The 19,570-nt window shown below is 71.4% G+C and carries 17 protein-coding genes; 8 read left to right on the forward strand and 9 right to left on the reverse strand.

Annotated elements, in window-relative coordinates:
* Positions 1 to 31: 31 nt before the first annotated feature.
* Positions 32 to 2,056: a M3 family metallopeptidase gene (locus ACL00U_RS05070; RefSeq protein ID WP_412873896.1), complete on the reverse strand. Its 2,025-nt coding sequence runs from the start codon at positions 2,054 to 2,056 to the stop codon at positions 32 to 34.
* 93 nt (positions 2,057 to 2,149) lie between these two features.
* On the reverse strand, positions 2,150 to 2,731 hold the full coding sequence (locus ACL00U_RS05075) for a TetR/AcrR family transcriptional regulator (RefSeq protein ID WP_412873897.1): 582 nt from the start codon (positions 2,729 to 2,731) through the stop codon (positions 2,150 to 2,152).
* A gap of 120 nt (positions 2,732 to 2,851) precedes the next feature.
* On the opposite strand from ACL00U_RS05075, the gene ACL00U_RS05080 reads away from it, so the two are divergent.
* On the forward strand, positions 2,852 to 3,691 hold the full coding sequence (locus ACL00U_RS05080; RefSeq protein WP_042538508.1) for an alpha/beta fold hydrolase: 840 nt from the start codon (positions 2,852 to 2,854) through the stop codon (positions 3,689 to 3,691).
* A gap of 132 nt (positions 3,692 to 3,823) precedes the next feature.
* Here ACL00U_RS05080 and ACL00U_RS05085 read toward each other — a convergent pair whose 3' ends face one another.
* Both ACL00U_RS05085 and valS read right to left on the reverse strand, forming a co-directional pair.
* Positions 3,824 to 4,075, reverse strand: a complete 252-nt coding sequence (locus ACL00U_RS05085) for a hypothetical protein (RefSeq protein WP_042538506.1) — start codon at positions 4,073 to 4,075, stop codon at positions 3,824 to 3,826.
* 65 nt (positions 4,076 to 4,140) lie between these two features.
* The gene (gene valS, locus ACL00U_RS05090) at positions 4,141 to 6,735 is read right to left on the reverse strand and encodes a valine--tRNA ligase (RefSeq protein WP_412873898.1); all 2,595 of its coding nucleotides are present in this window, start codon (positions 6,733 to 6,735) and stop codon (positions 4,141 to 4,143) included.
* 347 nt (positions 6,736 to 7,082) lie between these two features.
* Between valS and proP the strand changes: the two genes are divergently transcribed.
* Positions 7,083 to 8,588 carry a glycine betaine/L-proline transporter ProP gene (gene proP, locus ACL00U_RS05095; protein WP_197068642.1) on the forward strand — a complete coding sequence of 502 codons (1,506 nt, stop codon included), beginning with the start codon at positions 7,083 to 7,085 and terminating at the stop codon, positions 8,586 to 8,588.
* Positions 8,589 to 8,737: 149 nt separating this feature from the next.
* Here proP and ACL00U_RS05100 read toward each other — a convergent pair whose 3' ends face one another.
* From ACL00U_RS05100 to ACL00U_RS05115, 4 genes are read right to left on the reverse strand one after another with little or no spacing between them, the layout of a single operon-like run.
* Entirely contained in the window at positions 8,738 to 10,495 is a 1,758-nt protein-coding gene (locus tag ACL00U_RS05100) for an ATP-binding cassette domain-containing protein (RefSeq protein ID WP_412873899.1), read from the reverse strand.
* The gene (locus ACL00U_RS05105; RefSeq protein WP_262118515.1) at positions 10,492 to 11,391 is read right to left on the reverse strand and encodes an ABC transporter permease; all 900 of its coding nucleotides are present in this window, start codon (positions 11,389 to 11,391) and stop codon (positions 10,492 to 10,494) included. The genes ACL00U_RS05100 and ACL00U_RS05105 overlap by 4 nt, the downstream gene beginning before the upstream one ends.
* Positions 11,388 to 12,383 carry an ABC transporter permease gene (locus ACL00U_RS05110; protein WP_412873900.1) on the reverse strand — a complete coding sequence of 332 codons (996 nt, stop codon included), beginning with the start codon at positions 12,381 to 12,383 and terminating at the stop codon, positions 11,388 to 11,390. Before ACL00U_RS05110 ends, ACL00U_RS05105 begins: the two co-directional genes overlap by 4 nt.
* A gap of 5 nt (positions 12,384 to 12,388) precedes the next feature.
* Entirely contained in the window at positions 12,389 to 14,029 is a 1,641-nt protein-coding gene (locus ACL00U_RS05115; protein WP_262118516.1) for an ABC transporter substrate-binding protein, read from the reverse strand.
* 188 nt (positions 14,030 to 14,217) lie between these two features.
* Between ACL00U_RS05115 and ACL00U_RS05120 the strand changes: the two genes are divergently transcribed.
* From ACL00U_RS05120 to ACL00U_RS05145, 6 genes are all read left to right on the forward strand, one after another.
* Entirely contained in the window at positions 14,218 to 14,415 is a 198-nt protein-coding gene (locus ACL00U_RS05120) for a hypothetical protein (protein WP_214519427.1), read from the forward strand.
* Positions 14,412 to 14,597 carry a hypothetical protein gene (locus ACL00U_RS05125; protein ID WP_262118517.1) on the forward strand — a complete coding sequence of 62 codons (186 nt, stop codon included), beginning with the start codon at positions 14,412 to 14,414 and terminating at the stop codon, positions 14,595 to 14,597. The genes ACL00U_RS05120 and ACL00U_RS05125 overlap by 4 nt, the downstream gene beginning before the upstream one ends.
* A gap of 209 nt (positions 14,598 to 14,806) precedes the next feature.
* Complete coding sequence (locus ACL00U_RS05130; protein ID WP_262118518.1) at positions 14,807 to 16,552, forward strand: hypothetical protein; 1,746 nt, start codon at positions 14,807 to 14,809, stop codon at positions 16,550 to 16,552.
* Positions 16,528 to 17,103: a hypothetical protein gene (locus ACL00U_RS05135; protein WP_159557711.1), complete on the forward strand. Its 576-nt coding sequence runs from the start codon at positions 16,528 to 16,530 to the stop codon at positions 17,101 to 17,103. The genes ACL00U_RS05130 and ACL00U_RS05135 overlap by 25 nt, the downstream gene beginning before the upstream one ends.
* Positions 17,100 to 17,438 carry a hypothetical protein gene (locus tag ACL00U_RS05140; protein ID WP_159557713.1) on the forward strand — a complete coding sequence of 113 codons (339 nt, stop codon included), beginning with the start codon at positions 17,100 to 17,102 and terminating at the stop codon, positions 17,436 to 17,438. The genes ACL00U_RS05135 and ACL00U_RS05140 overlap by 4 nt, the downstream gene beginning before the upstream one ends.
* 37 nt (positions 17,439 to 17,475) lie before the next feature.
* Positions 17,476 to 18,075 (forward strand): TetR family transcriptional regulator, encoded by a 600-nt coding sequence (locus tag ACL00U_RS05145; protein WP_017885989.1) that lies wholly within the window; start codon positions 17,476 to 17,478, stop codon positions 18,073 to 18,075.
* Positions 18,076 to 18,450: 375 nt separating this feature from the next.
* Here ACL00U_RS05145 and ACL00U_RS05150 read toward each other — a convergent pair whose 3' ends face one another.
* Positions 18,451 to 19,473, reverse strand: a complete 1,023-nt coding sequence (locus tag ACL00U_RS05150) for a cation diffusion facilitator family transporter (protein WP_042538499.1) — start codon at positions 19,471 to 19,473, stop codon at positions 18,451 to 18,453.
* Positions 19,474 to 19,570 lie beyond the last annotated feature (97 nt).

The raw sequence follows: 19,570 nt of genomic DNA on the forward strand, positions 1-19,570 counted from the left end.
TACGCCCGGAAGCGCTCGGTCCCGCAGCGCCCTACTCGAGCCCGCGGCGCCGCAGCAGCGGGCCGACCTCGGCGTCGCGGCCGCGGAAGTCCCGGTAGGCCTCGAGCGGGTCCTTCGCGCCGCCGACCCCGAGCAGCCGTTCCGCGAAGCGTCGACCGGCCGCACGGTCCAACCCGCCGTTGTCGCGGAACCACTCCACCGTGTCGGCGTCGAGCACCTCGGACCAGATGTACCCGTAGTAGCCGGCGTCGTACCCACCCGAGAACGTGTGGGCGAAGTACGTCGAGGAGTACCGCGGTGGCACGGCCTCGACGGCGATGCCGGCGGCTGCCAAGGCGTCCCGCTCGAACGCCTCGACGTCCGTCACCGCGGCCGCCTCGGCAGCCGACAGTCGGTGCCACGCCTGGTCGAGCAGCGCGGCGGCCAGGTACTCGGTCGTGCCGAACCCCTCGTTGAACCCCTCGGACTCGCTGAGCCCCAGGACCAGCTCGGGCGGCAGGGGAGCCCCGGTCTCGTGGTGCTTCGCGTAGTTCGCCAGCACCGACGGCCACGACACCCACATCTCGTTCACCTGGCTCGGGAACTCGACGAAGTCCCGCTCGACGTTGGTGCCGGAGAACCGCGGGTAGGTGGTGCGGGCGATGAGGCCGTGCAGGGCGTGCCCGAACTCGTGGAAGAGCGTCTGCACCTCGTCCTGGATGAGCAGCGTGGGGGAGCCGGCAGCGGGCTTCGCGACGTTGAGGTTGTTCACCACGACGGGCAGGGTGCCGAGGAGCTCGGACTGCTCGACGACCGGGTTCATCCACGCGCCGCCGCGCTTGCCGTCGCGTGTGTACAGGTCGAGCAGGTACAGGCCGACGGGCTCGTCGTCGTCGCCGGTGACCTCGAAGACCCGGACCTCGTCGTTGTAGCCGTGCAGGTCCGGGCGCTCCGTGAAGGTCAGGCCGTACAGGGCGCCGGCGGCGTGGAAGACCCCGTCGTGCAGGACCCGGTCCGCCTCGAAGTACGGGCGGAGTGCGGTGCTGTCCGCGGCGAACTGCTCCCCGCGCAGGATCTCGGTCGCGTACGCCCAGTCCCACGACTCGACGTCGAAGCCGACCGTGCGGGAACGGACGGCCCGTTCGTCGTCGGCGTTCCGGGCGGCGGCACCGACGAGCGAGGACAGCAGGCCGTCGACGGCTTCGGGGGTCTTGGCGGTCTCGTCGGCGGTGACGACGGCGGCGTGGTTCGGGAACCCGAGCAGCTCGGCGCGTTCGGCACGGAGCCGGACGATCCGGAGCAGCACGTCGCGGTTGTCGTACTGGTTGCCCCGACGACCGCGGGCGAGTGAGGCCCGCATGATCCGCTCGCGCAGGGCACGGTTCGCCAGCGACGACAGCCACGGGTGTCCGGTGTACAGCGGCAGCGTGATGAGCCAGCCGTCCAGGCCACGGTCGGCGGCGGCTCCGGCAGCGGCGGACTTCGCGCCGTCGTCGAGCCCCTCGAGCTCGTCCTCGCTCGTCACGTGCACGGCGGACTCGTTGGTGTCCTCGAGCAGGTTCCGCTCGAAGGTCGTCGTGAGGGTCGAGAGTTCCTGGTTGATCGTGGTCAGACGCTCCTTGCCCGCGTCGTCGAGCCCGGCGCCCGCCAGGGTCATCTCGGCGTGGGTCCGCTCGACCAGGCGGAGCGCCTCACCGGTCAGTCCGGCGGCCACGGCACCGTCGAGCACCTCCTGCACCCGTGCGTACAGGCGTGCGTCGAGCGTGATCGCGTCGCGGTGGGCGGCGAGGAGCGGTGAGATCTCGGCCTCGAGGTCGTGCAGCTCCGGGGTCGAGTCGGCCGACGACAGCGTGAAGAACACGTGGCTGACGCGGGCCAGCAGCTGCCCCGACCGCTCGAGTGCGATCAGGGTGTTCTCGACCGTCGGGGCGTGGGGGTCGGTGGCGATGGCCTCGACCTCGGCGCGCTGCTCGGCCATGCCGGCTTCGAACGCCGGTCGGTAGTGCTCGAGTCGCACGTCGCCGAAGGGCGGCAGGGCGTAGGGGAGGGTGCTCGGGACGTCGAACGGGGTTGCCATGGCAACCACCCTACGGACGTCGCGCCGCGACGGGGCGGACGGGAGGCCCGTGGCGGCACCGCCACGGGCCTCCCGACCGCCCTGGATCGCGTCTCAGCGCATCGCGGCGTCGATCAGGATCACCGCGGCGCGGCGCGCGTGCGCGGCGGGCACCGTGGTGCCCGCGATGGCGGCGGTGGTCTGCGCGCCCTCGGCGAGCAGCGCGAGCTGGGCGGCGAGTTCCTCGGCGTGCTCGGGGTCGGCGACGACCTCGGTGGTGAGCTGCTGCACGAACCGCTGGAACGAGTCCTTGTGCTCACGCGCGATCTCGGCGACCGCGGGCGAGGTCGCGCCGAGTTCACCGAAGGCGTTGATGAACCCGCAGCCGCGGAAGGTGTCGTCGCCGAACCACGACTCCAGGAAGTCGTAGACCGCGAGCAGCTTGTCGCGCGGGCTGGCGGCGGCCTCGACCGCACCGTGCACGCCCTGCTCCCACATGTCGTGCCGACCGGCGAGCACCGCGGCGATGAGCTGCTCCTTGCCGGGGAACGCCGCGTAGAGCTTCTTCAGCGAGACGCCTGCGCCCGTGCGGATCTCGTCCATCCCCACCGACTGGATCCCGCGCGTGTAGAACAGCTCGTCCGCGACCTCGACGATGTGCGCTCGGACGTCCGGTTCGACGGTGCTGGCGGCCATGTGTACCCCGTTCCCTGAGTGTTCACCGTTCTCGAGTTGCGGCGGGAACGGGCGTTCTCTACTGTAGTCCACATCGGCAGAGAACGATCGTTCTCTGCGAAGTTCAGGGAAGGAACGACCATGGGTGCCATCACCGTCGGAACCGAGAACAGCGTCGACATCGAGCTCCACTACGAGGACAAGGGCCAGGGGCAGCCGATCGTGCTGATCCACGGCTTCCCCCTCGACGGCAACTCGTGGGAGGGGCAGGTCCCGATGCTCCTCGAGGCCGGCTACCGCGTCATCACGTACGACCGCCGTGGCTTCGGCCAGTCCTCGCAGCCGTCAACCGGCTACGACTACGACACCTTCGCCGACGACCTGCACACCGTCCTCGAGACCCTCGACCTGCGCGACGTGATCCTGGTCGGCTTCTCGATGGGCACCGGCGAGATCGCCCGCTACATCGGCCGACACGGTGAGGACCGGATCGCCAAGGTCGCATTCCTCGCCTCGCTCGAGCCGTTCCTCGCCATCACCGACGACAACCCCGACGGCGCCGGCCCGATGTCGTTCTTCGAGGGCATCGCCGCCGACGTGGCGAAGGACCGCTACGCGTACTTCACGAACTTCTACCAGGACTTCTTCAACCTGTCGGAGAACCTCGGCACCCGCATCTCCGAGGAGCAGGTGCGCAACGCCTGGAACGTCGCGGCCGGTTCCGGTTCGATCGCGTCCGCGGCGGCACCCCTGACCTGGCCGACCGACTTCCGCCAGGACATCCCGAAGGTCACCGTCCCCGCCCTGATCGTGCACGGCACGTCGGACAACATCCTCCCGATCGACGCCACCGGCCGACGCTTCACGAAGGCCCTGCCCGCTGCGGAGTACGTCGAGATCGAGGGCGCCCCGCACGGCCTGCTCACCACGCACACCGCCGAGGTGAACGAGGTCCTCGCCACCTGGCTCGCCGAGTCCTGATCCCTCGGCGATCACGCGGGCGCTCCCCGGTGGGGGCGCCCGCATCGTGAGCAGAAATGGTCGGGTCCCCGGTGGGGACCCGACCATTTCTGCTCACCAAGCGAACCGCGGGCCGCGCAGCACGCGGCCGCGCTAGTCCTCTTCGCCCGCGTCGTCGGGGTTCGTGACCTGGGCGTGCCCGGCGTCGTCGAGGTGGATCGAGGTGCCGTCGTCGAGCTCGACGATCGGCTTGCCCTCCAGGAACGTCAGGGTCCACCCCCACGTCGCCGTGTCGACGGACTCCGCCGCCAGCTCGTCCTCGACGCCCCGCACGGCGACGACCATCGCCTCGGGCAGTCGCGCAGGCGGCTCCCCACCCACGTTCCAGCGTGTGCCCAACTGCATCCGTGCCTCCTGTCCGGTGGTGGACGGGCCGGGTCGCCGAGGCGACCCGACCCGGATGACCGACGTTACGCCTGCTGCTCCGCGAGCTCGATCTCAGTGACGGCGAGCTCGTCGCCGTCGACGAACGACAGGTTCTCGATGCGGCCGACGGCCGCCAGGTCGACCGCTGCGCGCTCGATGAGCACCCGCGTCTCGGCGGGCGCCGCGACGACCGCACGCGTCACGGGCGTCTTCTGGGACGCCTTCGCCGCCGTCTTCGCACCGCGGATCCCGATGAGCGCCTGTCCGACGGCCGCGAGCAGCCCGGTGGGGGCCGCGTCGGTGGGCAGGTCGGCAGCGGTCGGCCAGGAGGCCCGGTGCACGCTGGTGTCGTGGGTCCAGGCCCACACCTCTTCCGTCGCGTAGGGCAGGAACGGTGCCAGCAGTCGGAGCAGCACGTCGATGGCGCCGCGCAGCGCCAGCACCGCGCTCGCCTGCGTCTCGTGCGTCGCGTCGGACGCGGTGCCGTAGGCGCGCTCCTTCACGAGCTCGAGGTAGTCGTCGCAGAACGTCCAGAAGAAGCGCTCGGTGATCTCGAGGGCACGGGCGTGGTCGAACCCGTCGAACGCGGCGGTGGCCTGCTCGACGACCGCACCGAGCTCGGCGAGCATGTCGACGTCGAGGGCCTCGGTGACGCTCGTGGCGCCCTCGGGCAGCGGGAAGCCGTAGACGAACTTCGCCGCGTTGAGCACCTTGATCGCCAGACGACGACCGACCTTGATCTGCTTCGGGTTCTGCGGGTCGAACGCCGCGTCGGTGCCGAGCTTGGACGAGGCCGCCCAGTAGCGGACCGCGTCGGCACCGTGCTGCTCGAGGATGGACAGCGGCGTGACGACGTTGCCCTTCGACTTCGACATCTTCTTGCGGTCGGGGTCGACGATGAAGCCGGAGATGCTGGCGTGCTTCCACGGCACCACGTCGGCCTCGAGCTGGCTGCGGAGCACGGTCGTGAACAGCCACGTCCGGATGATGTCCTGCGCCTGCGGGCGGACGTCGTACGGGTACACCAGGTCGTAGAGCGCCGGGTCGGTCTCCCACTTGCCCGCGAGCTGCGGGGTCAGCGACGAGGTCGCCCAGGTGTCCATGACGTCGAGCTCACCCTGGAACCCGCCGGCGACGCCGCGCTGGTCCTCGGTGAAGCCGGGGGCGGGCTCGGAGGCCGGGTCGGCGGGCAGCTGCGCCTCGGTCGGCACGATCGGCTGGTCGAACACCGGGTTGCCGTCGGCGTCGAGCGGGTACCAGACCGGCAGCGGCACACCGAAGAAACGCTGGCGCGAGATGAGCCAGTCACCGGACAGGCCACCGACCCAGTTGTCGTAGCGGACGCGCATGAAGTCCGGGTGGAACGCGATCTCCTCGCCGCGCTGGCGGAGCGTGCTCTTCAGCTGCTCGTCGCGCGCACCGTTGACGATGTACCACTGGCGGGTCGACACGATCTCGAGGGGCTTGTCGCCCTTCTCGAAGAACTTCACCGGGTGCTGGATGGTCTTGACGTCGCCGATCAGCTCGCCCGACTCGGTGAGGGCGTCGACGACGACCTTCTTGGCCGAGAACACGGTCTTGCCGGCCATCTCGGCGTAGAGCTCCTGGCCCTTCGACGATTCGATCCATGCGGGCTCGTCGGAGCGCACGCGGCCGTCGAAGCCGATGATCGCGCGGTTCGGCAGCTGCAGCTCGCGCCACCACACGACGTCGGTGGTGTCACCGAAGGTGCAGACCATCGCGATGCCGGCGCCCTTGTCCTTCTGCGCCAGGTGGTGTGCGAGCACCGGGACCTCGACGTCGAACAGGGGGGAGCGGACCGTGGTGCCGAAGAGGTCCTGGAACCGCTCGTCGTCCGGGTGTGCCACCAGGGCGACGCAGGCCGGCAGGAGCTCCGGGCGGGTGGTCTGGATGACGACGTCGTCGCCGCCGTCGGTGCGGTGGAAGGCGATGCCGTGGTACGCGCCGGGCATCTCCTTGTCCTCGAGCTCGGCCTGCGCGACCGCGGTGCGGAACGTGACGTCCCACAGGGTCGGGGCGTCGGCCTGGTAGGCCTCGCCGCGCTCGAGGTTGCGCAGGAAGGCGCGCTGGGCGCTCGCTCGTGAGGTGTCGTCGATGGTGCGGTACGACTGGGTCCAGTCGACCGACAGGCCGAGCGTGCGGAAGAGCTCCTCGAACTGCTGCTCGTCCTGCACGGTCAGGCGCTCGCACAGCTCGATGAAGTTGCGGCGCGACACGGGCAGCTGGTCGGCGGCCTTCGAGGACTTGCCGTCACCGCCCTCGAACGGCGGCGTGAAGTCGGGGTCGTACGGCAGGGTCGGGTCGCAGCGGACGCCGTAGTAGTTCTGCACGCGACGCTCGGTCGGCAGGCCGTTGTCGTCCCAGCCCATCGGGTAGAAGACGTGCTTGCCGCGCATCCGCTCGAACCGGGCCTTGAGGTCGGTGTGCGTGTACGAGAACACGTGCCCGATGTGCAGCGAACCGGAGGCGGTCGGCGGCGGGGTGTCGATTGACCAGACGGCGTCGCGGTGACCGGCGGCGTCGCGGTCGAAGCGGTACGTGCCGTCCTGCTCCCAGACGGGCCCCCAGACCTGCTCCAGTCCGTCGACGCTGGGCTTCTCGGGCATGGGTTTGGTCATGGTGCGCCTTCCGTCCGTGTGTGCGGCACCGAGTCCGTGATGAGGTGCCTGAGTGTTGCGCGCCTGACGCGCGGTGCCCCAATCGTAGCGGCCGCGCACGCGTCCTGAGCCGGGCAGCGGGGCGTCCGCGGCCCGCTGCCGACCGGGACTTACCACACCGACCTGTCGGACACGCCAAGAGCCTGCTAGTCTGTCGGAGTTTGTCCGGCGAACGCAGGGTTCGCAGGAGCTGCAACGTCGCCGTCCGCCGGACGCCCGAAGGAAGCACCGCACCCCGGAGGAACGACTTGGCACCGAACAACGCACCCCAACCGCACGGCGATCGGCCGTTGCGCACGAAGGGCGCCGTGAAGCGCGCTCGTCGCGATCTCACGAAGGACGACGTCACCGTCGTCGAGGAGTCGCTGCTCAAGCGTGCCGTCGCGGCTGCCGCGCTCGGCAACGCCATGGAGTGGTTCGACTTCGGCATCTTCGCGTACCTGACGGTCACCATCTCGCAGGTGTTCCTGCCGCAGGGCGACCCGGCCGCGAACATCGTCGCCACGTTCGGCTTCTTCGCCGCCGCGTTCATCGTGCGCCCGATCGGCGGTGCCGTGTTCGGCCCGATCGGCGACAAGATCGGCCGACAGAAGGTCCTCGCGCTGACGATGATCCTGATGGCCGCCGGCACGCTCATGATCGGCCTGATCCCGTCGTACGACACGATCGGCTTCTGGGCTCCCGTCCTGCTGCTCGTCGCCCGCTTCGTGCAGGGCTTCTCGACCGGTGGTGAGTACGGCGGCGCCGCGACCTTCATCGCCGAGTACTCGCCCGACAAGCGCCGCGGGTTCATGGGCTCGTGGCTCGAGTTCGGCACGCTCGCCGGCTACGTGCTCGGCGCCTCGATCGTCACCGGCCTGCAGTTCGGCCTGTCCGAGGACGCCCTGCTCAGCTGGGGCTGGCGCATCCCGTTCATCGTCGCGGGCCCGCTCGGCCTGATCGGTCTCTACCTGCGCCTCAAGCTGGAAGAGACCCCGGCGTTCCAGAAGCAGCAGGAGCAGGCCGCTGAGCGCGAGGGGCAGAAGACCCCGTTCCTCAAGCTCTTCGCCGAGAACTGGCGCTCGCTCATCATCTGCATCGGCCTGGTCCTGGTCTTCAACGTGACCGACTACATGCTGCTCTCGTACATGCCGACCTACCTCGAGCAGAACCTCGGCCAGAACGCCACGTTCGGCCTGATCCTCATCGTCATCGTCATGCTGCTCATGATGGTCGTCATCACCTTCGGCGGTCGCCTGTCCGACAAGTTCGGGCGCCGTCCGGTGCTCGCCGCCGGCTGCATCGGCTTCATCCTGCTGTCCTGGCCGGCCCTGAAACTCGTCCAGACCGGCACCGGCGTCGGCGTGTTCGCCGGCCTGCTGATCCTCGGCGTCGTGCTCGTCACGTTCACCTCGACCATGCCGTCGACGCTGCCCGCGCTGTTCCCGACGATCATCCGCTACGGCGCCCTGGCGATCGCGTTCAACGTGTCGGTGTCGCTCTTCGGTGGGACCACCCCGCTCGCTACCGCCGCGCTCATCAACGCCGCGAAGGACGCCGGGTACGGCTGGGCCGAGGACATCCCCGCGTTCTACCTGATGCTCGCCGCCGTCATCGGCCTGGTCGCGGTGTACTTCACCAAGGAGACCGCCGCGAGCCCGCTGATGGGCTCCGGTCCGACGGTCGGGTCCGAGGACGAGGTCGCCGGCGTGATCGAGGACTACAACGACCCGACGTCGGAGCTCGCGCAGTCCGACTGGGCGAAGGAGTTCTCGACGAGCGAGATCCCGATCATCTCGGCCGAGGCCGCATCGAAGGAGCCCTCCGGCTCCTGAGGACCCAGCCGCCCCGCGGCAACCCGGCCAGGAGGCCCGGCGCACGTTCCGTCTCGGAACGCGCGCCGGGCCTCCTGGCCGTTCCGAGCCGTTGGCGACGTCACGCGCGCAGTGACAGTCCGCGGGCGCGGCACCGTGTGGACTGTCGCTCAGCCCGTGGAGTCGGCTGCGGTCCCCGTGGCTGGATCCGCGGCGGGACCCGCTGCCAGCCGCTCCGCGGCGTGCAGCAGCCGCGCGGTCACCGGGTGGGCGGGGCGCGCGAAGACCTCGGCGGCGGGGCCGTGCTCGACGACCGCGCCGGCGTGCACCACGAGCACGTCGTCCGCCATCCGCCGGACCGCCCGCAGGTCGTGCGACACGAACACCATCGCCACCCCGGTCTCGTCGCGGAGCCGTTCGAGCAACCGGAGTACGGCGTGCTGCACCGTGGCGTCGAGGGCGGTCACCGGCTCGTCGAGCACGATCACCTCGGGGCTGGTCGCCAGCGCGCGGGCGATCGCGAGCCGCTGCCGTTGGCCGCCGGACAGGGTGCGGGGGGAGCGGGACCGCAGCACGGGGTCGAGGTCGACCTGTCGCAGTGCTGCGTCGACCCGTTCGCCGAGCGCTCCGCGCGCCCGCCGTTCGTCACCGCGTGAGAACGCGTCCGCGAGGACCCGTTCGACGTTCCACCGTTCGTCGAACGTCGCGCCGGGGTCCTGCACGACGGCCGCGAGCCGGTGCCGTCGGGGGCGTCGCTCGTGCTCGGGCAGCGGGACCCAGGGGTCGCCGTCGAGCGTGACCGCGCCGGCGTCGGGCGTCTCGAGTCCCAGGAGCATCCGTGCCAGCGTCGTCTTGCCCGAGCCCGAGGCGCCGATCACCCCGAGCACCCGGCCCCGCTCGAGCCCGAACGACACGTCATCCACCGCGAGCAGCCCGCCGTACCCCCGCGAGAGCCCCTGCGCCGCGAGCACGTCCCTCGCACCGTGCGAGGATTCGCGCTCGGTGTCGCGGTTGCCGATCGGCGCACGGTACGGAGTCGTGCGGCCGGTGCGAGGTCGGCCGCTCGGTGCAGCGTCAGAGGACTGCACGGAGCCATCGACCTCGCACCGCCCGGCAAGATCGGCACCGTGCGGTGGCGCCGGCTCCGCCGCGGCAGCACCGGCAGCACCGGCAGCGCGCACCAGCGCCCGTGTCGAGGGGTGCTGCGGCGCCGTGAAGACCCCGGTGACCGCACCCTGCTCGACGATCCGGCCCTCGTGCACGACGGCGACCCGGTCGGCCCACCCCGCGACGAGCCCCAGGTCGTGCGTGATGACGAGCAGTCCGGCGCCCCGCCTCTGCGCTGCCCGCAACTGCTCCATCACGGTGACGGCGACCCCGGCGTCGAGCGCCGTCGTCGGTTCGTCGGCGACCAGCAGCGCGGGGGACCCGACGGTGGCCGCGGCGATGAGGGCACGCTGTCGCATCCCACCGGACAGTGTCCCGGCGAGCCGGCCGTCGGTCGCGGTGTCCGGGTCGAGGCCCACCGCGGCCAGGGCAGCACGCACGGCGTCCACGCGCTCGGCCGCACGCATCTCGGTGTGCAGGCGGAGGCTGTCGGCGACCTCGCGCCCGACGGGACGCAGCGGGTCCAACGCGCCCAGCGCCTCCTGGCCGACGTAGCCGATGCGCGATCCCCGCAGCCGGCGCCACCGCCGGTCCGTGTACCCGCCGACGTCGACACCGTCGACCGTGAACGTTTCGGCGTGCACGGCGGCGCCGGGCGCGGACAGGCCGAGCACGGCGCGTGCGGTGACGGTCTTGCCCGAGCCGGAGGCGCCGACCAGGGCGACGCACTCGCCGGCGTCGACGCGCAGGTCGACACCGTGCACGATCGGGGTCCCGCCGATGGCGACGGTGAGTCCGCGGACGTCGAGGACGGCGCTCACCGCGCGGCCCCGCTCCGTCGGATCGCCCGGCCGAGCACGGTGACGGCCGTCGCGAGCACGACGATCGCGAGTCCGGGGAAGGTGCTCATCCACGGCGCGGTCTGCAGGTAGGTCCGGCCGTCGGCGAGCATCGCGCCCCACTCCGGCGCGGGTGGGGGCGTGCCGACACCGAGGTAGCTCAGCGCCGATGCCCACACGACCGCCTGCCCGACCCCGAGCGTGGCGACGGCGACGACGGGCCAGAGCGCCGTCGGCAGCACGTGCCGGACGACGGTGCGGGCGGGGGAGCGGCCGAGCAGCACGGCGGTCTCCACCACCTGCGAACCGCGGGCCGTCCGGACCAGGCCCCGCACGATCCGGGCGTAACCGGGAGCGGTCGCGAACCCGACGGCGAGCACCGCCGGCACCGGACCCGGACCGGTCACGGCGATGACGACCAGCGCGACGAGCAGCAGCGGCAGGGCGAACGCGACCTCGGTGACACGGCCGATGACGGCGTCGAGCAGACGGCCGATCCGTCCGGCCCCGGCGCCGAGCCCGGCGACGACACCGAGCAGGACGCCCGCTCCGCCGCCGATCAGGGTGGCGGCGACGCCGACGACGAGCGAGGCGCGGGTCCCCGCGACCACCCGTGCCAGGACGTCGCGGCCGGACTCGTCGGTGCCGAACGGGTGTGCGCCGCTCGGGGCGGTCAGTGCCTGGGTCGGGTGCACCGCGAGCGGATCGCCGCCGCCCAGCAGCGCTGGCCAGGCCGCCGCGACGACGGAGACCAGGACGACCACCGCCGCGGCGGTGCCGCCGACGCCGAGCGTCCCCCCACGGACGCGCTCGGTGCCGACGGCGGTCTGGTGGGCGGACGCACCGGTCTGGAGGCCCGGGTCGGCGATCCCGCTCACCGCGCGCCCGCCGGACGGCCGGGCCCACGGCGTCGCGCGGTGCCGGGGCGCGCGGTCGCGTTCCGTGCATTGCTGCGCGGGTCGACCACACGCTCGACCAGATCGGCGACGGCCAGCACGACCACGTACGCGGCCGCCGAGACCATCGCGATGCCGGCGACGAGGGGCATGTCCCGCTGGGTGACGGCGGTGACCAGCGCGCGGCCGATGCCGGGCAGGGCGAACACGGACTCGACGACCACGGCCCCGGAGACGAGCGATCCGAAGGCCCACGCGGACAGTGCGATCCCGGGCAGGGCGGCGTGCCGGAGCAGATGCCGTCCGAACAGTCCGAGGCGGGTCTCGCCCCGGCCCCGGGCGGCGAGCGCGAAGGCCGAGCGCTGCGCGTCCACCACGCCGTCGCGCACGGTCTCGGCCAGGTACCCGGCGACCGGCACAGCCACGGTCAGCACCGGCAGCACCCAGCCGCGTGCGGTGCCGTCACTGACCGCCGGCACCCACCCAAGGGACGTGGCGAACACCACGATGAGCACGCTGCCGAGCCAGAAGTGCGGCATCACGCTCGCGGTGACGCTGAGGGCGCTGGTGAGCCCGGCGGCGATGCGGCCGCGCTGCGTCGAGGCCCACGCGGCGACGATCGCCAGCACCCAGGCGACGACGAGCCCGGCGACCGCGAGCGTCAGCGTGACGGGCAGCTGCTGGCCGAGGAGCGTCGCGACCGGGGTGCGGAACGCGTAGGAGTCACCGAGCTGCCCGGTCGCGAGGCGGCCGAGGAACACCGCGTACTGCACCAGGACCGGCTGGTCGAGGCCGTACTCGTGGCGGACCTGGGCGACGGCCTCGGCCGAGGCCTGCGATCCCGGGCCACCGAGGATCGCGAGCGCCGGGTCACCGGGGATGAGCCGGATCGCGACGAAGACGATCGTCGCGACGGCCCAGAGCACGCCGATGCCCCCGGCGAGCCGCCGGACGGCCCACCAGACCCATCGCATCCGGGTCAGCGGTCGATCCAGGCGGTGCCGAACCAGGGCGTCGACACAGGGGTGGTCCGGATGCCGTGCACGGCCGAGCGCACCAGGAAGTGGTTCTGCTGGTCGTACAGGGGGAGCACGGTGTCGCTCGCCAGGATCGCCTTCTGCGCCTGCTCGTACAGGTCGGCGCGCTCGTCGGCGTCCGAGGTACGGGCGGCCCGCTCGAGCAGCCGGTCGAGCGCGGGGTCGTCGAGCTGGGCCAGGTTCGCGAAGTAGCCGGACGGTGCCGGTTCGATGCTCGCGCTGTCGTACAGGATCCGCAGGACGTCGGGGCCGACCTTCGTGTACGGGGCACTCACGACGTCGTACTCGTTCGCGGCCAGGGCGGCGTACCAGCTGGACAGGTCGAGCTCGTCGAGCACGACCTTGAACCCGACGGCCTTCTCGGACGCCTGGATCTGCTGGAACAGGCTGCGCTCGGCCGGCACCGACTGGTTCGTCGAGACGGGGAACGTCACGGTGAGCTGCTGGCCGTCCTTCTCGCGGATGCCGTCCGAGCCGACCTTCCACCCGGCGTCGTCGAGCAGCTGCTTCGCCTTCGACGGCGAGTAGTCGAACCGGCTCTTGTCGGAGTACGCGAGCGGCTCAGCGCTCGAGAGCACCGAGTACGAGCGCTTCGCGGTGCCGAGGAACAGCGACTGCAGGCCCGGGTCGATCTCGGCGCCGGCGATGAAGGCCTGGCGGACTGCCTGGTCGCGGAACGCGCCGTGCCCGGAGTTCAGTTCGAGCCGGTTCGAGGCGCCGGGGCGCGGGGCGTCGAGGTCGCGGATCGCGCCCTTCGCCGACGCGGCCTTGAGCTGGTCGGGCTGGGCGTTGTCGATCACGTCGACCTGGCCGGACTGCAGCGCGGCGTAGCGCGAGGTCGAGTCCGGCAGGAACCGCCACGTGATGCCCGACAGGCGCGGCTTCGTCTTGCCCCAGTAGTCGGTGTTCTTCGTCAGGGTGACGCGGTCGCCGTGCTTCCAGCCGGTGACCCGGAACGGGCCGGTGCCGACGGGGGACTCACAGTTCGTCGCCTGCTTCCGTTCGAGCGCCTTCGGGGACTCCATGCCGACCCAGGGCTGCGAGAGGGACTCGAGCAGCGCACTGTCCGGCCGGCTCAGCGAGAGCGTCACGGTGTGGTCGTCGGTGGCGGTCGCCTTCGTGATGGACTGCAGCGCAAGGTACCCGGTGCTCGAGGCGGTGGCCGGGTCCTGCACGTGCTCGATGTTCGCCACGACGGCGGCGGCGTCGAACGGGGTGCCGTCGCTGAAGGTGACGTCGTCGCGCAGGGTGAACGTCAGGGTCTTCCCGTCGTCACCCGTGGTCCACTTCGTCGCGAGTTCCGGCGTGGGCTTGCCGTCCTCGAGCCCGACGAGCTCCTCGATGTACTGCGTCGCCAGGAGCGCCTGCGGGTAGTTGCCGCCGACGTGCGGGTCGAGGCAGGTCGGTTCGGCGTCACCGGAGGCGTAGGTGAGCGTGCCGCCCGCGACCGGGGTGCTGCTCGTGGTGCCCGCCCCTCCGCCCGAGCAGGCGGACAGCAGCAGCAGGAGGGTCGCGGCACCGGCTATGCCGGTCGGACGCGCCAGGCGTCGGCGATGTTTCTGCACTGCGTCCAGTTTCTCCACAGCACGAGCGTACCCCGCCTTGGTGCCCGGTGTGAATCGTCGATGGTGTCGTTGACAACATCTCGACTCTGCGATTGCATGTTGGGGATCGCTCGACAACAACGATCGCAGGCCGGCTACACGGTCGGTCATCGAACGAAACGAACGAACACAAGGGGGAGACGATGTCTTCGACATTGGATCAACGGGTGAACGACCAGCTCCGACTGGTCGCGTCCGAGCATGAGCCGCTGGCCGCAGGGACGGCACAGCCGGTCTTGACCACGCCGGCAACGGTGGCCTTGGGGTACGCCGCAGTCATCGGCTACGCAGCCGAAGGCGCGGCCTTCACCGCAGGGGCAACAGCGGTCGTCGGTGCGTACACGGTGGGTCGAGCCGCGGGATGACCGGCCTCGACACTGCCGTCAACAGGCAGATCGCGGCGGTACTCGCCAAGTCCCGTGCATCCGCCGTGGTGCCCGGGGAGTGGAACGCCCAGCCCACGCTGACGACCCCTGCCTTCCTGGCCGGTGTCGCCATCAGCTCGGCCGTCATCAACGCGTACAACGCCGGTATCAACGCCGGTTAGCACGCGCACCGCGCCGGGGCGGTGACACCGGGACACCGGTGTCACCGCCCCGGTTCGGGCGCGGAACGCGAGGGGGAAGAACATTGTCACCACGATCATCTCCGGGGCAGACGATGGGGATGCTGCTCCGGCGCTCCTTGCGCGCGCGACCCATCGGCGCGCGCGAGACTCTCGACACTGCCCAGCGGTTGTCGGCGGCGTCGGGACTCATGGCATCGCTCGAAGGACTGGCGTTGCTCGGGTCGCGACACGAGCGGCACCGGCTTCGCGACGAGTGGCGACACGCCAGACACTCGTTCGACCGAGCCCCGGCCCCGGTCCGTGCCGTCGTCGCCGCCACTGGCCCGATCCCGACCCGGGTCGTGCTGCAGTCGGTCCGCGCTGCGGCGTCGATCTACCTCATCGCCGCGCCGAGGAACGCGCCAGCGCGCAACCTGGTGACGCTGGCATCGAGCGCGATCACCACCGCGCTGTACCCGGCGCAACGGCTGGGCAGCGACGGTGCAGATCAGGTGACCGCACTCAGCCAGGCCTTGGTGGGTTTCGCCGGATTCGCACGACCGGGGCCCGTCCGGGACGCGTTGCTCTGGAGCCAGGCGATCCAGGGCACGATGTCCTACGCCGTCGCCGGTGTCGCCAAGCTCGTCGGCCCGGACTGGCGCTCCGAACGTGCCCTGCTCGGCATCATGCGCACACACACGTACGGCAGCCCCGTGCTGTGGCGTCGGGCGAAGGAGCTGCCGCGCACTGCCCGAGCGGTATCCGCAGGCATGCTCGTCTTCGAGTGCGCGTTCCCGCTCGCGTACCTGCCCGTGCCGTGGGCGCCGCGCATCTTCCTCGCCGGCGCCGTCGGGTTCCACGCCTTCAACGCCGCCGCGATGGGACTCGGTCGCTTCCTGCCGAGCTTCATGTCCCTCCACCCGGCGATCGTGTACACCTCTGCGGCGAACAGCAGGCGTCCCTCCGCCGCGTTCCCGCTCATCGCCGCTGCTGCGCTGGCCGTGACCGTCGGGTCGTTCGCCGCGCAGAGCGTCATCGCGTCGGAACGGATCCGGCGCCGTGACGCTGGCAGGAGCACCGTGCCGCTGCAGGGTGGACGCCAGCTCGTCGTCGATCGTCAGGGCGAACCGAGGACCGGAACGGTCGTACTCGAGGGTGGTCTCGGAACACAGATCGACGAGTTCGAGACGCTCCGCCGTGCCCTCGTCGATGCTGGGCTCCTCGTGGTCTCGTACCGGCGTTCTGACGACGGCTGCCCGGCTGGAGCACTGCTGGACGCGCGAGCGGCCGAGCTGGCCGAGCTGCTGCGTGCGGTCGACGCCGACGTGCCCAGCCCGCCGGTGGTGCTCGGGTACTCACTGGGCTCCGAGATCGTCCGGCGTGCCGTGCGCGACCACGATCTTCCGGTGGCGGGCGTCGTCGCCCTCGATCCGTCGCACCCCGGCGAACTCGCCCGGTCAGCGAAGAAGGCCGACACGGTCGCGCCGATCACGGAATCGATGCGTGTGTTCCGCCTCGCCACCGCCGCGCGACTGGGCATCCTTCTCGACGCACCGTCGTGGATCGGTGTGCTCGATCCGTCACGTCGGCGCGACGCAGTCGCGGAGCACCGATCGGCACGGACGTGGCGCCGAACCTGGCGCGAGTGGAACGCCGTTCGAGTGAGCCTCGTGCAGCAGGGACCGCCGGAGCCGTCACGGGTGCCGGTCCGGGTCGTCTCGGCTGGACGGACGCTGCGGAACGACGCGCTGCAGGCGACCCTGCACACCGAGCTCACCAGGACCGTCACTGGCGACGACCACGACGTGACGATCGTGCCGGGTGTCGGTCACGACGACGTGATCCGCGAACCGGTTGCGGTCAAAGCGGTCATCGAGGCGGTCGAGGCACTGCTGCCGAACCAGGACGGGACGCCAGAAGAGGAGATGCCATGGCCGCGCGCATCCGCGGGGTAGGCGAGGCGCTCGCAGTCGTGGCTGCTGCGGCTGGACTGGTGGTCACCGTCCTCGGTCAGGTCCCGAGCCCGGCATTTGGTCGGGCTCGCGCAGGCGACTGGTTCGGGCTCGTCCCGAACTGGCGTTTCTTCGCGCCGAACCCGGCCCAGCACGACTTCTCGGTGTACGTCCGACCGGTCCGCCCCGTCGGCGAGCCCGAGGCGCCGTGGACGCGTCCTCGGGTCGTGGCGGAGCGCAGACTCCACCACTCCGTCTGGTTCCCGGGCCGCCGCGCCGACAAGGGGCTGTTCGACCTGTGCAGCGACTTCCTGCCGCTCCTCGACGGGGACCGACCGGAACGCATCGAGACCCGACCGGTCTTCCGCGTCCTGCGCGCCTGGGTCGTCGCTGACCTGCTGGCAGCCGGCGCGGACCGGACACCCCACCAGCTCGCGCTCGTGCGGTTCGCGGGTGCCGACGACACGATCGAACCCGAGGTGCTGTTCGTCTCGAGTCCGTTCGCGGTGGAGCCTGACACTGCCATCACCCCTGACCGAGAGGAACGACCATGACCGAGATCTCCAGCGCGATGGGCTTCATCGCCGCGGTTGAGGTGGCTGCCGCCGTGCTCATCGTGATGCACACCACTGTCGGCCTGCCGGCCAGGCTCCGCCCGTGGGTGACCAAGTGCACCATCGTCACCCGCACGGGCGCCGTGGGACTCGCTGCGAGCGCGATCGTGGTCGCGGCTGCCGTCCTCGGCGCGGTCTCGTGGTGGTGCTCGACGACGGACCCGACGTGGGCGTGGGGCGTCCTCGGCTCCCTCCTGCTGCTGCTCGTCGGTGCCGCCGCTGAGTCGTCGATCCACCAAGCCGTCGCCGGGCGGCGCCGGCTGGCACGCCGGTAGGCGCCGGAGCCCACCGTCGGCGCGGGACAATGGGCCCATGGACGAACCGATCCGCCGCGGTGGCCGCCCCCGACGCTCGAGCGCCGAGGTCCTCGCGGACGCCGCTGCCGAGCTGTTCCTCGAGCAGGGGTACGGGCGTACCACGGTCGACCAGATCGCCGCCCGCGCCGGGGTCAGCCGCGCGACGTTCTTCAACTACTTCCCTGCGAAGGCCGACGTGATGTGGCTCGAACTCGACGCCGCCGTCGCCGGGCTGCCCGGGTACCTCGCAGCGTCCACCGAGTCGAGTGCCGTACGGGCCGTCGAACAGGCGCTCCTCGACGCCGCTCGCGCCCACGACCCCGAGCGGGTGCCGTGGGCGGTCGCGCAGGCCGAGGTCATGGGCATCGGGCCCGAGCTGGTGGCCGGCGTCGCGGTCCGGGTGACGGCGCAGCACGAGGCCGTCGCCGCCTTCGTCGCGGGCCGCACGGGGGAGCAGCCGCGAGCGCTCTGGCCGCAGACGGTGTCCGGTGCGATGCTCGGGGCCGCCGCCGCCGCGTTCGGGGTGTGGGTCACCGACGGGGTCGGGCGCCGAGCGCTCGTCGAGTACGTCGCGGCGGCGCTCACACCGGTGGTCGCGGGCCTCGACGCTCGCTGACACGCCGGCGTCTTCCGCCCCCAGACACGCCGTCGTCTTCGTGCGACGCCGCCTCGTCGCCGAGACGCCGCCGATTCCGGCGGCGTCTCGAGCACATTGCGGCGTCTTGCTGACACACCGGCGTCTTCCTCCCGCGTGTGGGGCGGTGGACGCGACGGGAAGACGGACTGGAGGCCCGTGGCGGCCCGGCACCGCGCCTCCCGTCCGCCGAGCGGTCGCTCACGGAACACGCCGTCGTCTTTCTACGACGCCGCCTCACCGGCGAGACGCCGCCGAATCCGGCGGCGTCTCGAGCACATGGCGGCGCCTTGCCGACACACCGGCGTCTCGCGACCCGAGCCCTGCCGCCACGCCGCCCCGCGACCCGGCCCGCGCTCACTCCGTGCGCAGGGTCCCAGCGCCACCGGCCGCCACGTCGGACGCGGTGCCGTCCCGCACGACCTCGGGGACAGCGCCGTCGGTCGGCACCAGGGACTCGTCGCCCGGGTAGCTCAGGGTGAGGATCGCCTCCTCGATGTACTGGCTGTCCTCGAGTGACTGCTCGACGTCGCGCAACCGCACCGCGACGTGCTCCTCGGTCTCGTTGCCGGTCAGGTCGACGGCCGCGACGAGGTAAACCCGCGACGGCCCCACGAACTCCAGGTGCAGGTAGGTGACGCGCTCGACCTGCGACCGGCCCAGCAGCTCGACGAGCACCGCGTTCTCGAGCTCCGGCGACGTGCTCTCGCCGAGCAGGAACCGGCGGTTGCGGTCGATCAGGACGATCGCGACGACACCGAGCAGCACACCGATCGCGATGGAACCGAGTGCGTCGAAGACCGCCAGCCCGGTGACCTGGTGCAGGAACACCCCGAGGAACGCCACGACCAGGCCGATCAGCGCCGCCGCGTCCTCGGCGAACACCGCACGGAGCGTCGGGTTCGACGACTGCAGCACGTGCCGCAGCACCGGGACCTTCCGCTTCGTCGCGGCACCGTGCGCCTGTCGGTACGCCTGCAGGAAGCTCGTGCCCTCGAGCACGAACGCGAGCCCGAGCACGACGTAGTTGAGCACGACGTCCTCGGCCGGCCCGGTCTCCCCGAACTCCGAGATGCCGTGGTAGATCGAGACGATCGCACCGGCCGTGAACAGGCCGAACGCGGCGAACATCGACCAGATGTACGTCTCGCGTCCGTACCCGAGCGGGTGCGCGGCGTCCCGCTTCTTGCCGCCCCGGCGTTCGGCGACGAGCAGGAACACCTCGTTGCCGGTGTCCGCCCACGAGTGCGCCGCCTCGGCCACCATCGACGCCGAACCCGACACGAGCGAGGCGATCGTCTTCGCGATCGCGACGAGCAGGTTCGCCCCGAACGCGATCAGGACGGTGACGAGTGACTCGGGGCGATCTTCTGCGGGCATCGCTCAAGCATGCTCCCGTCCGGTAAAGTCGTGTTCCACGAGCATCGATCCGGCCATCACCGGGGAGCTTCCGGAAGAACACGGGGCGCACCAGCGC

This window comes from Curtobacterium poinsettiae, assembly GCF_047226435.1.
In the GTDB taxonomy this organism is placed as follows: Bacteria; Actinomycetota; Actinomycetes; order Actinomycetales; family Microbacteriaceae; genus Curtobacterium; species Curtobacterium poinsettiae.

Bases quoted from the DNA above. Each gene is read 5' to 3' on its own strand.
- ACL00U_RS05075 (WP_412873897.1), bottom strand. From the start codon at position 2,731: ATGGCCGCCAGCACCGTCGAACCGGACGTCCGAGCGCACATCGTCGAG.
- valS (WP_412873898.1), bottom strand. From the start codon at position 6,735: ATGACCAAACCCATGCCCGAGAAGCCCAGCGTCGACGGACTGGAGCAG.
- ACL00U_RS05080 (WP_042538508.1), top strand. From the start codon at position 2,852: ATGGGTGCCATCACCGTCGGAACCGAGAACAGCGTCGACATCGAGCTC.
- ACL00U_RS05070 (WP_412873896.1), bottom strand. From the start codon at position 2,056: ATGGCAACCCCGTTCGACGTCCCGAGCACCCTCCCCTACGCCCTGCCG.
- ACL00U_RS05110 (WP_412873900.1), bottom strand. From the start codon at position 12,383: ATGCGATGGGTCTGGTGGGCCGTCCGGCGGCTCGCCGGGGGCATCGGC.
- ACL00U_RS05125 (WP_262118517.1), top strand. From the start codon at position 14,412: ATGACCGGCCTCGACACTGCCGTCAACAGGCAGATCGCGGCGGTACTC.
- ACL00U_RS05150 (WP_042538499.1), bottom strand. From the start codon at position 19,473: ATGCCCGCAGAAGATCGCCCCGAGTCACTCGTCACCGTCCTGATCGCG.
- ACL00U_RS05140 (WP_159557713.1), top strand. From the start codon at position 17,100: ATGACCGAGATCTCCAGCGCGATGGGCTTCATCGCCGCGGTTGAGGTG.
- ACL00U_RS05135 (WP_159557711.1), top strand. From the start codon at position 16,528: ATGGCCGCGCGCATCCGCGGGGTAGGCGAGGCGCTCGCAGTCGTGGCT.
- ACL00U_RS05130 (WP_262118518.1), top strand. From the start codon at position 14,807: ATGGCATCGCTCGAAGGACTGGCGTTGCTCGGGTCGCGACACGAGCGG.
- ACL00U_RS05145 (WP_017885989.1), top strand. From the start codon at position 17,476: ATGGACGAACCGATCCGCCGCGGTGGCCGCCCCCGACGCTCGAGCGCC.
- ACL00U_RS05085 (WP_042538506.1), bottom strand. From the start codon at position 4,075: ATGCAGTTGGGCACACGCTGGAACGTGGGTGGGGAGCCGCCTGCGCGA.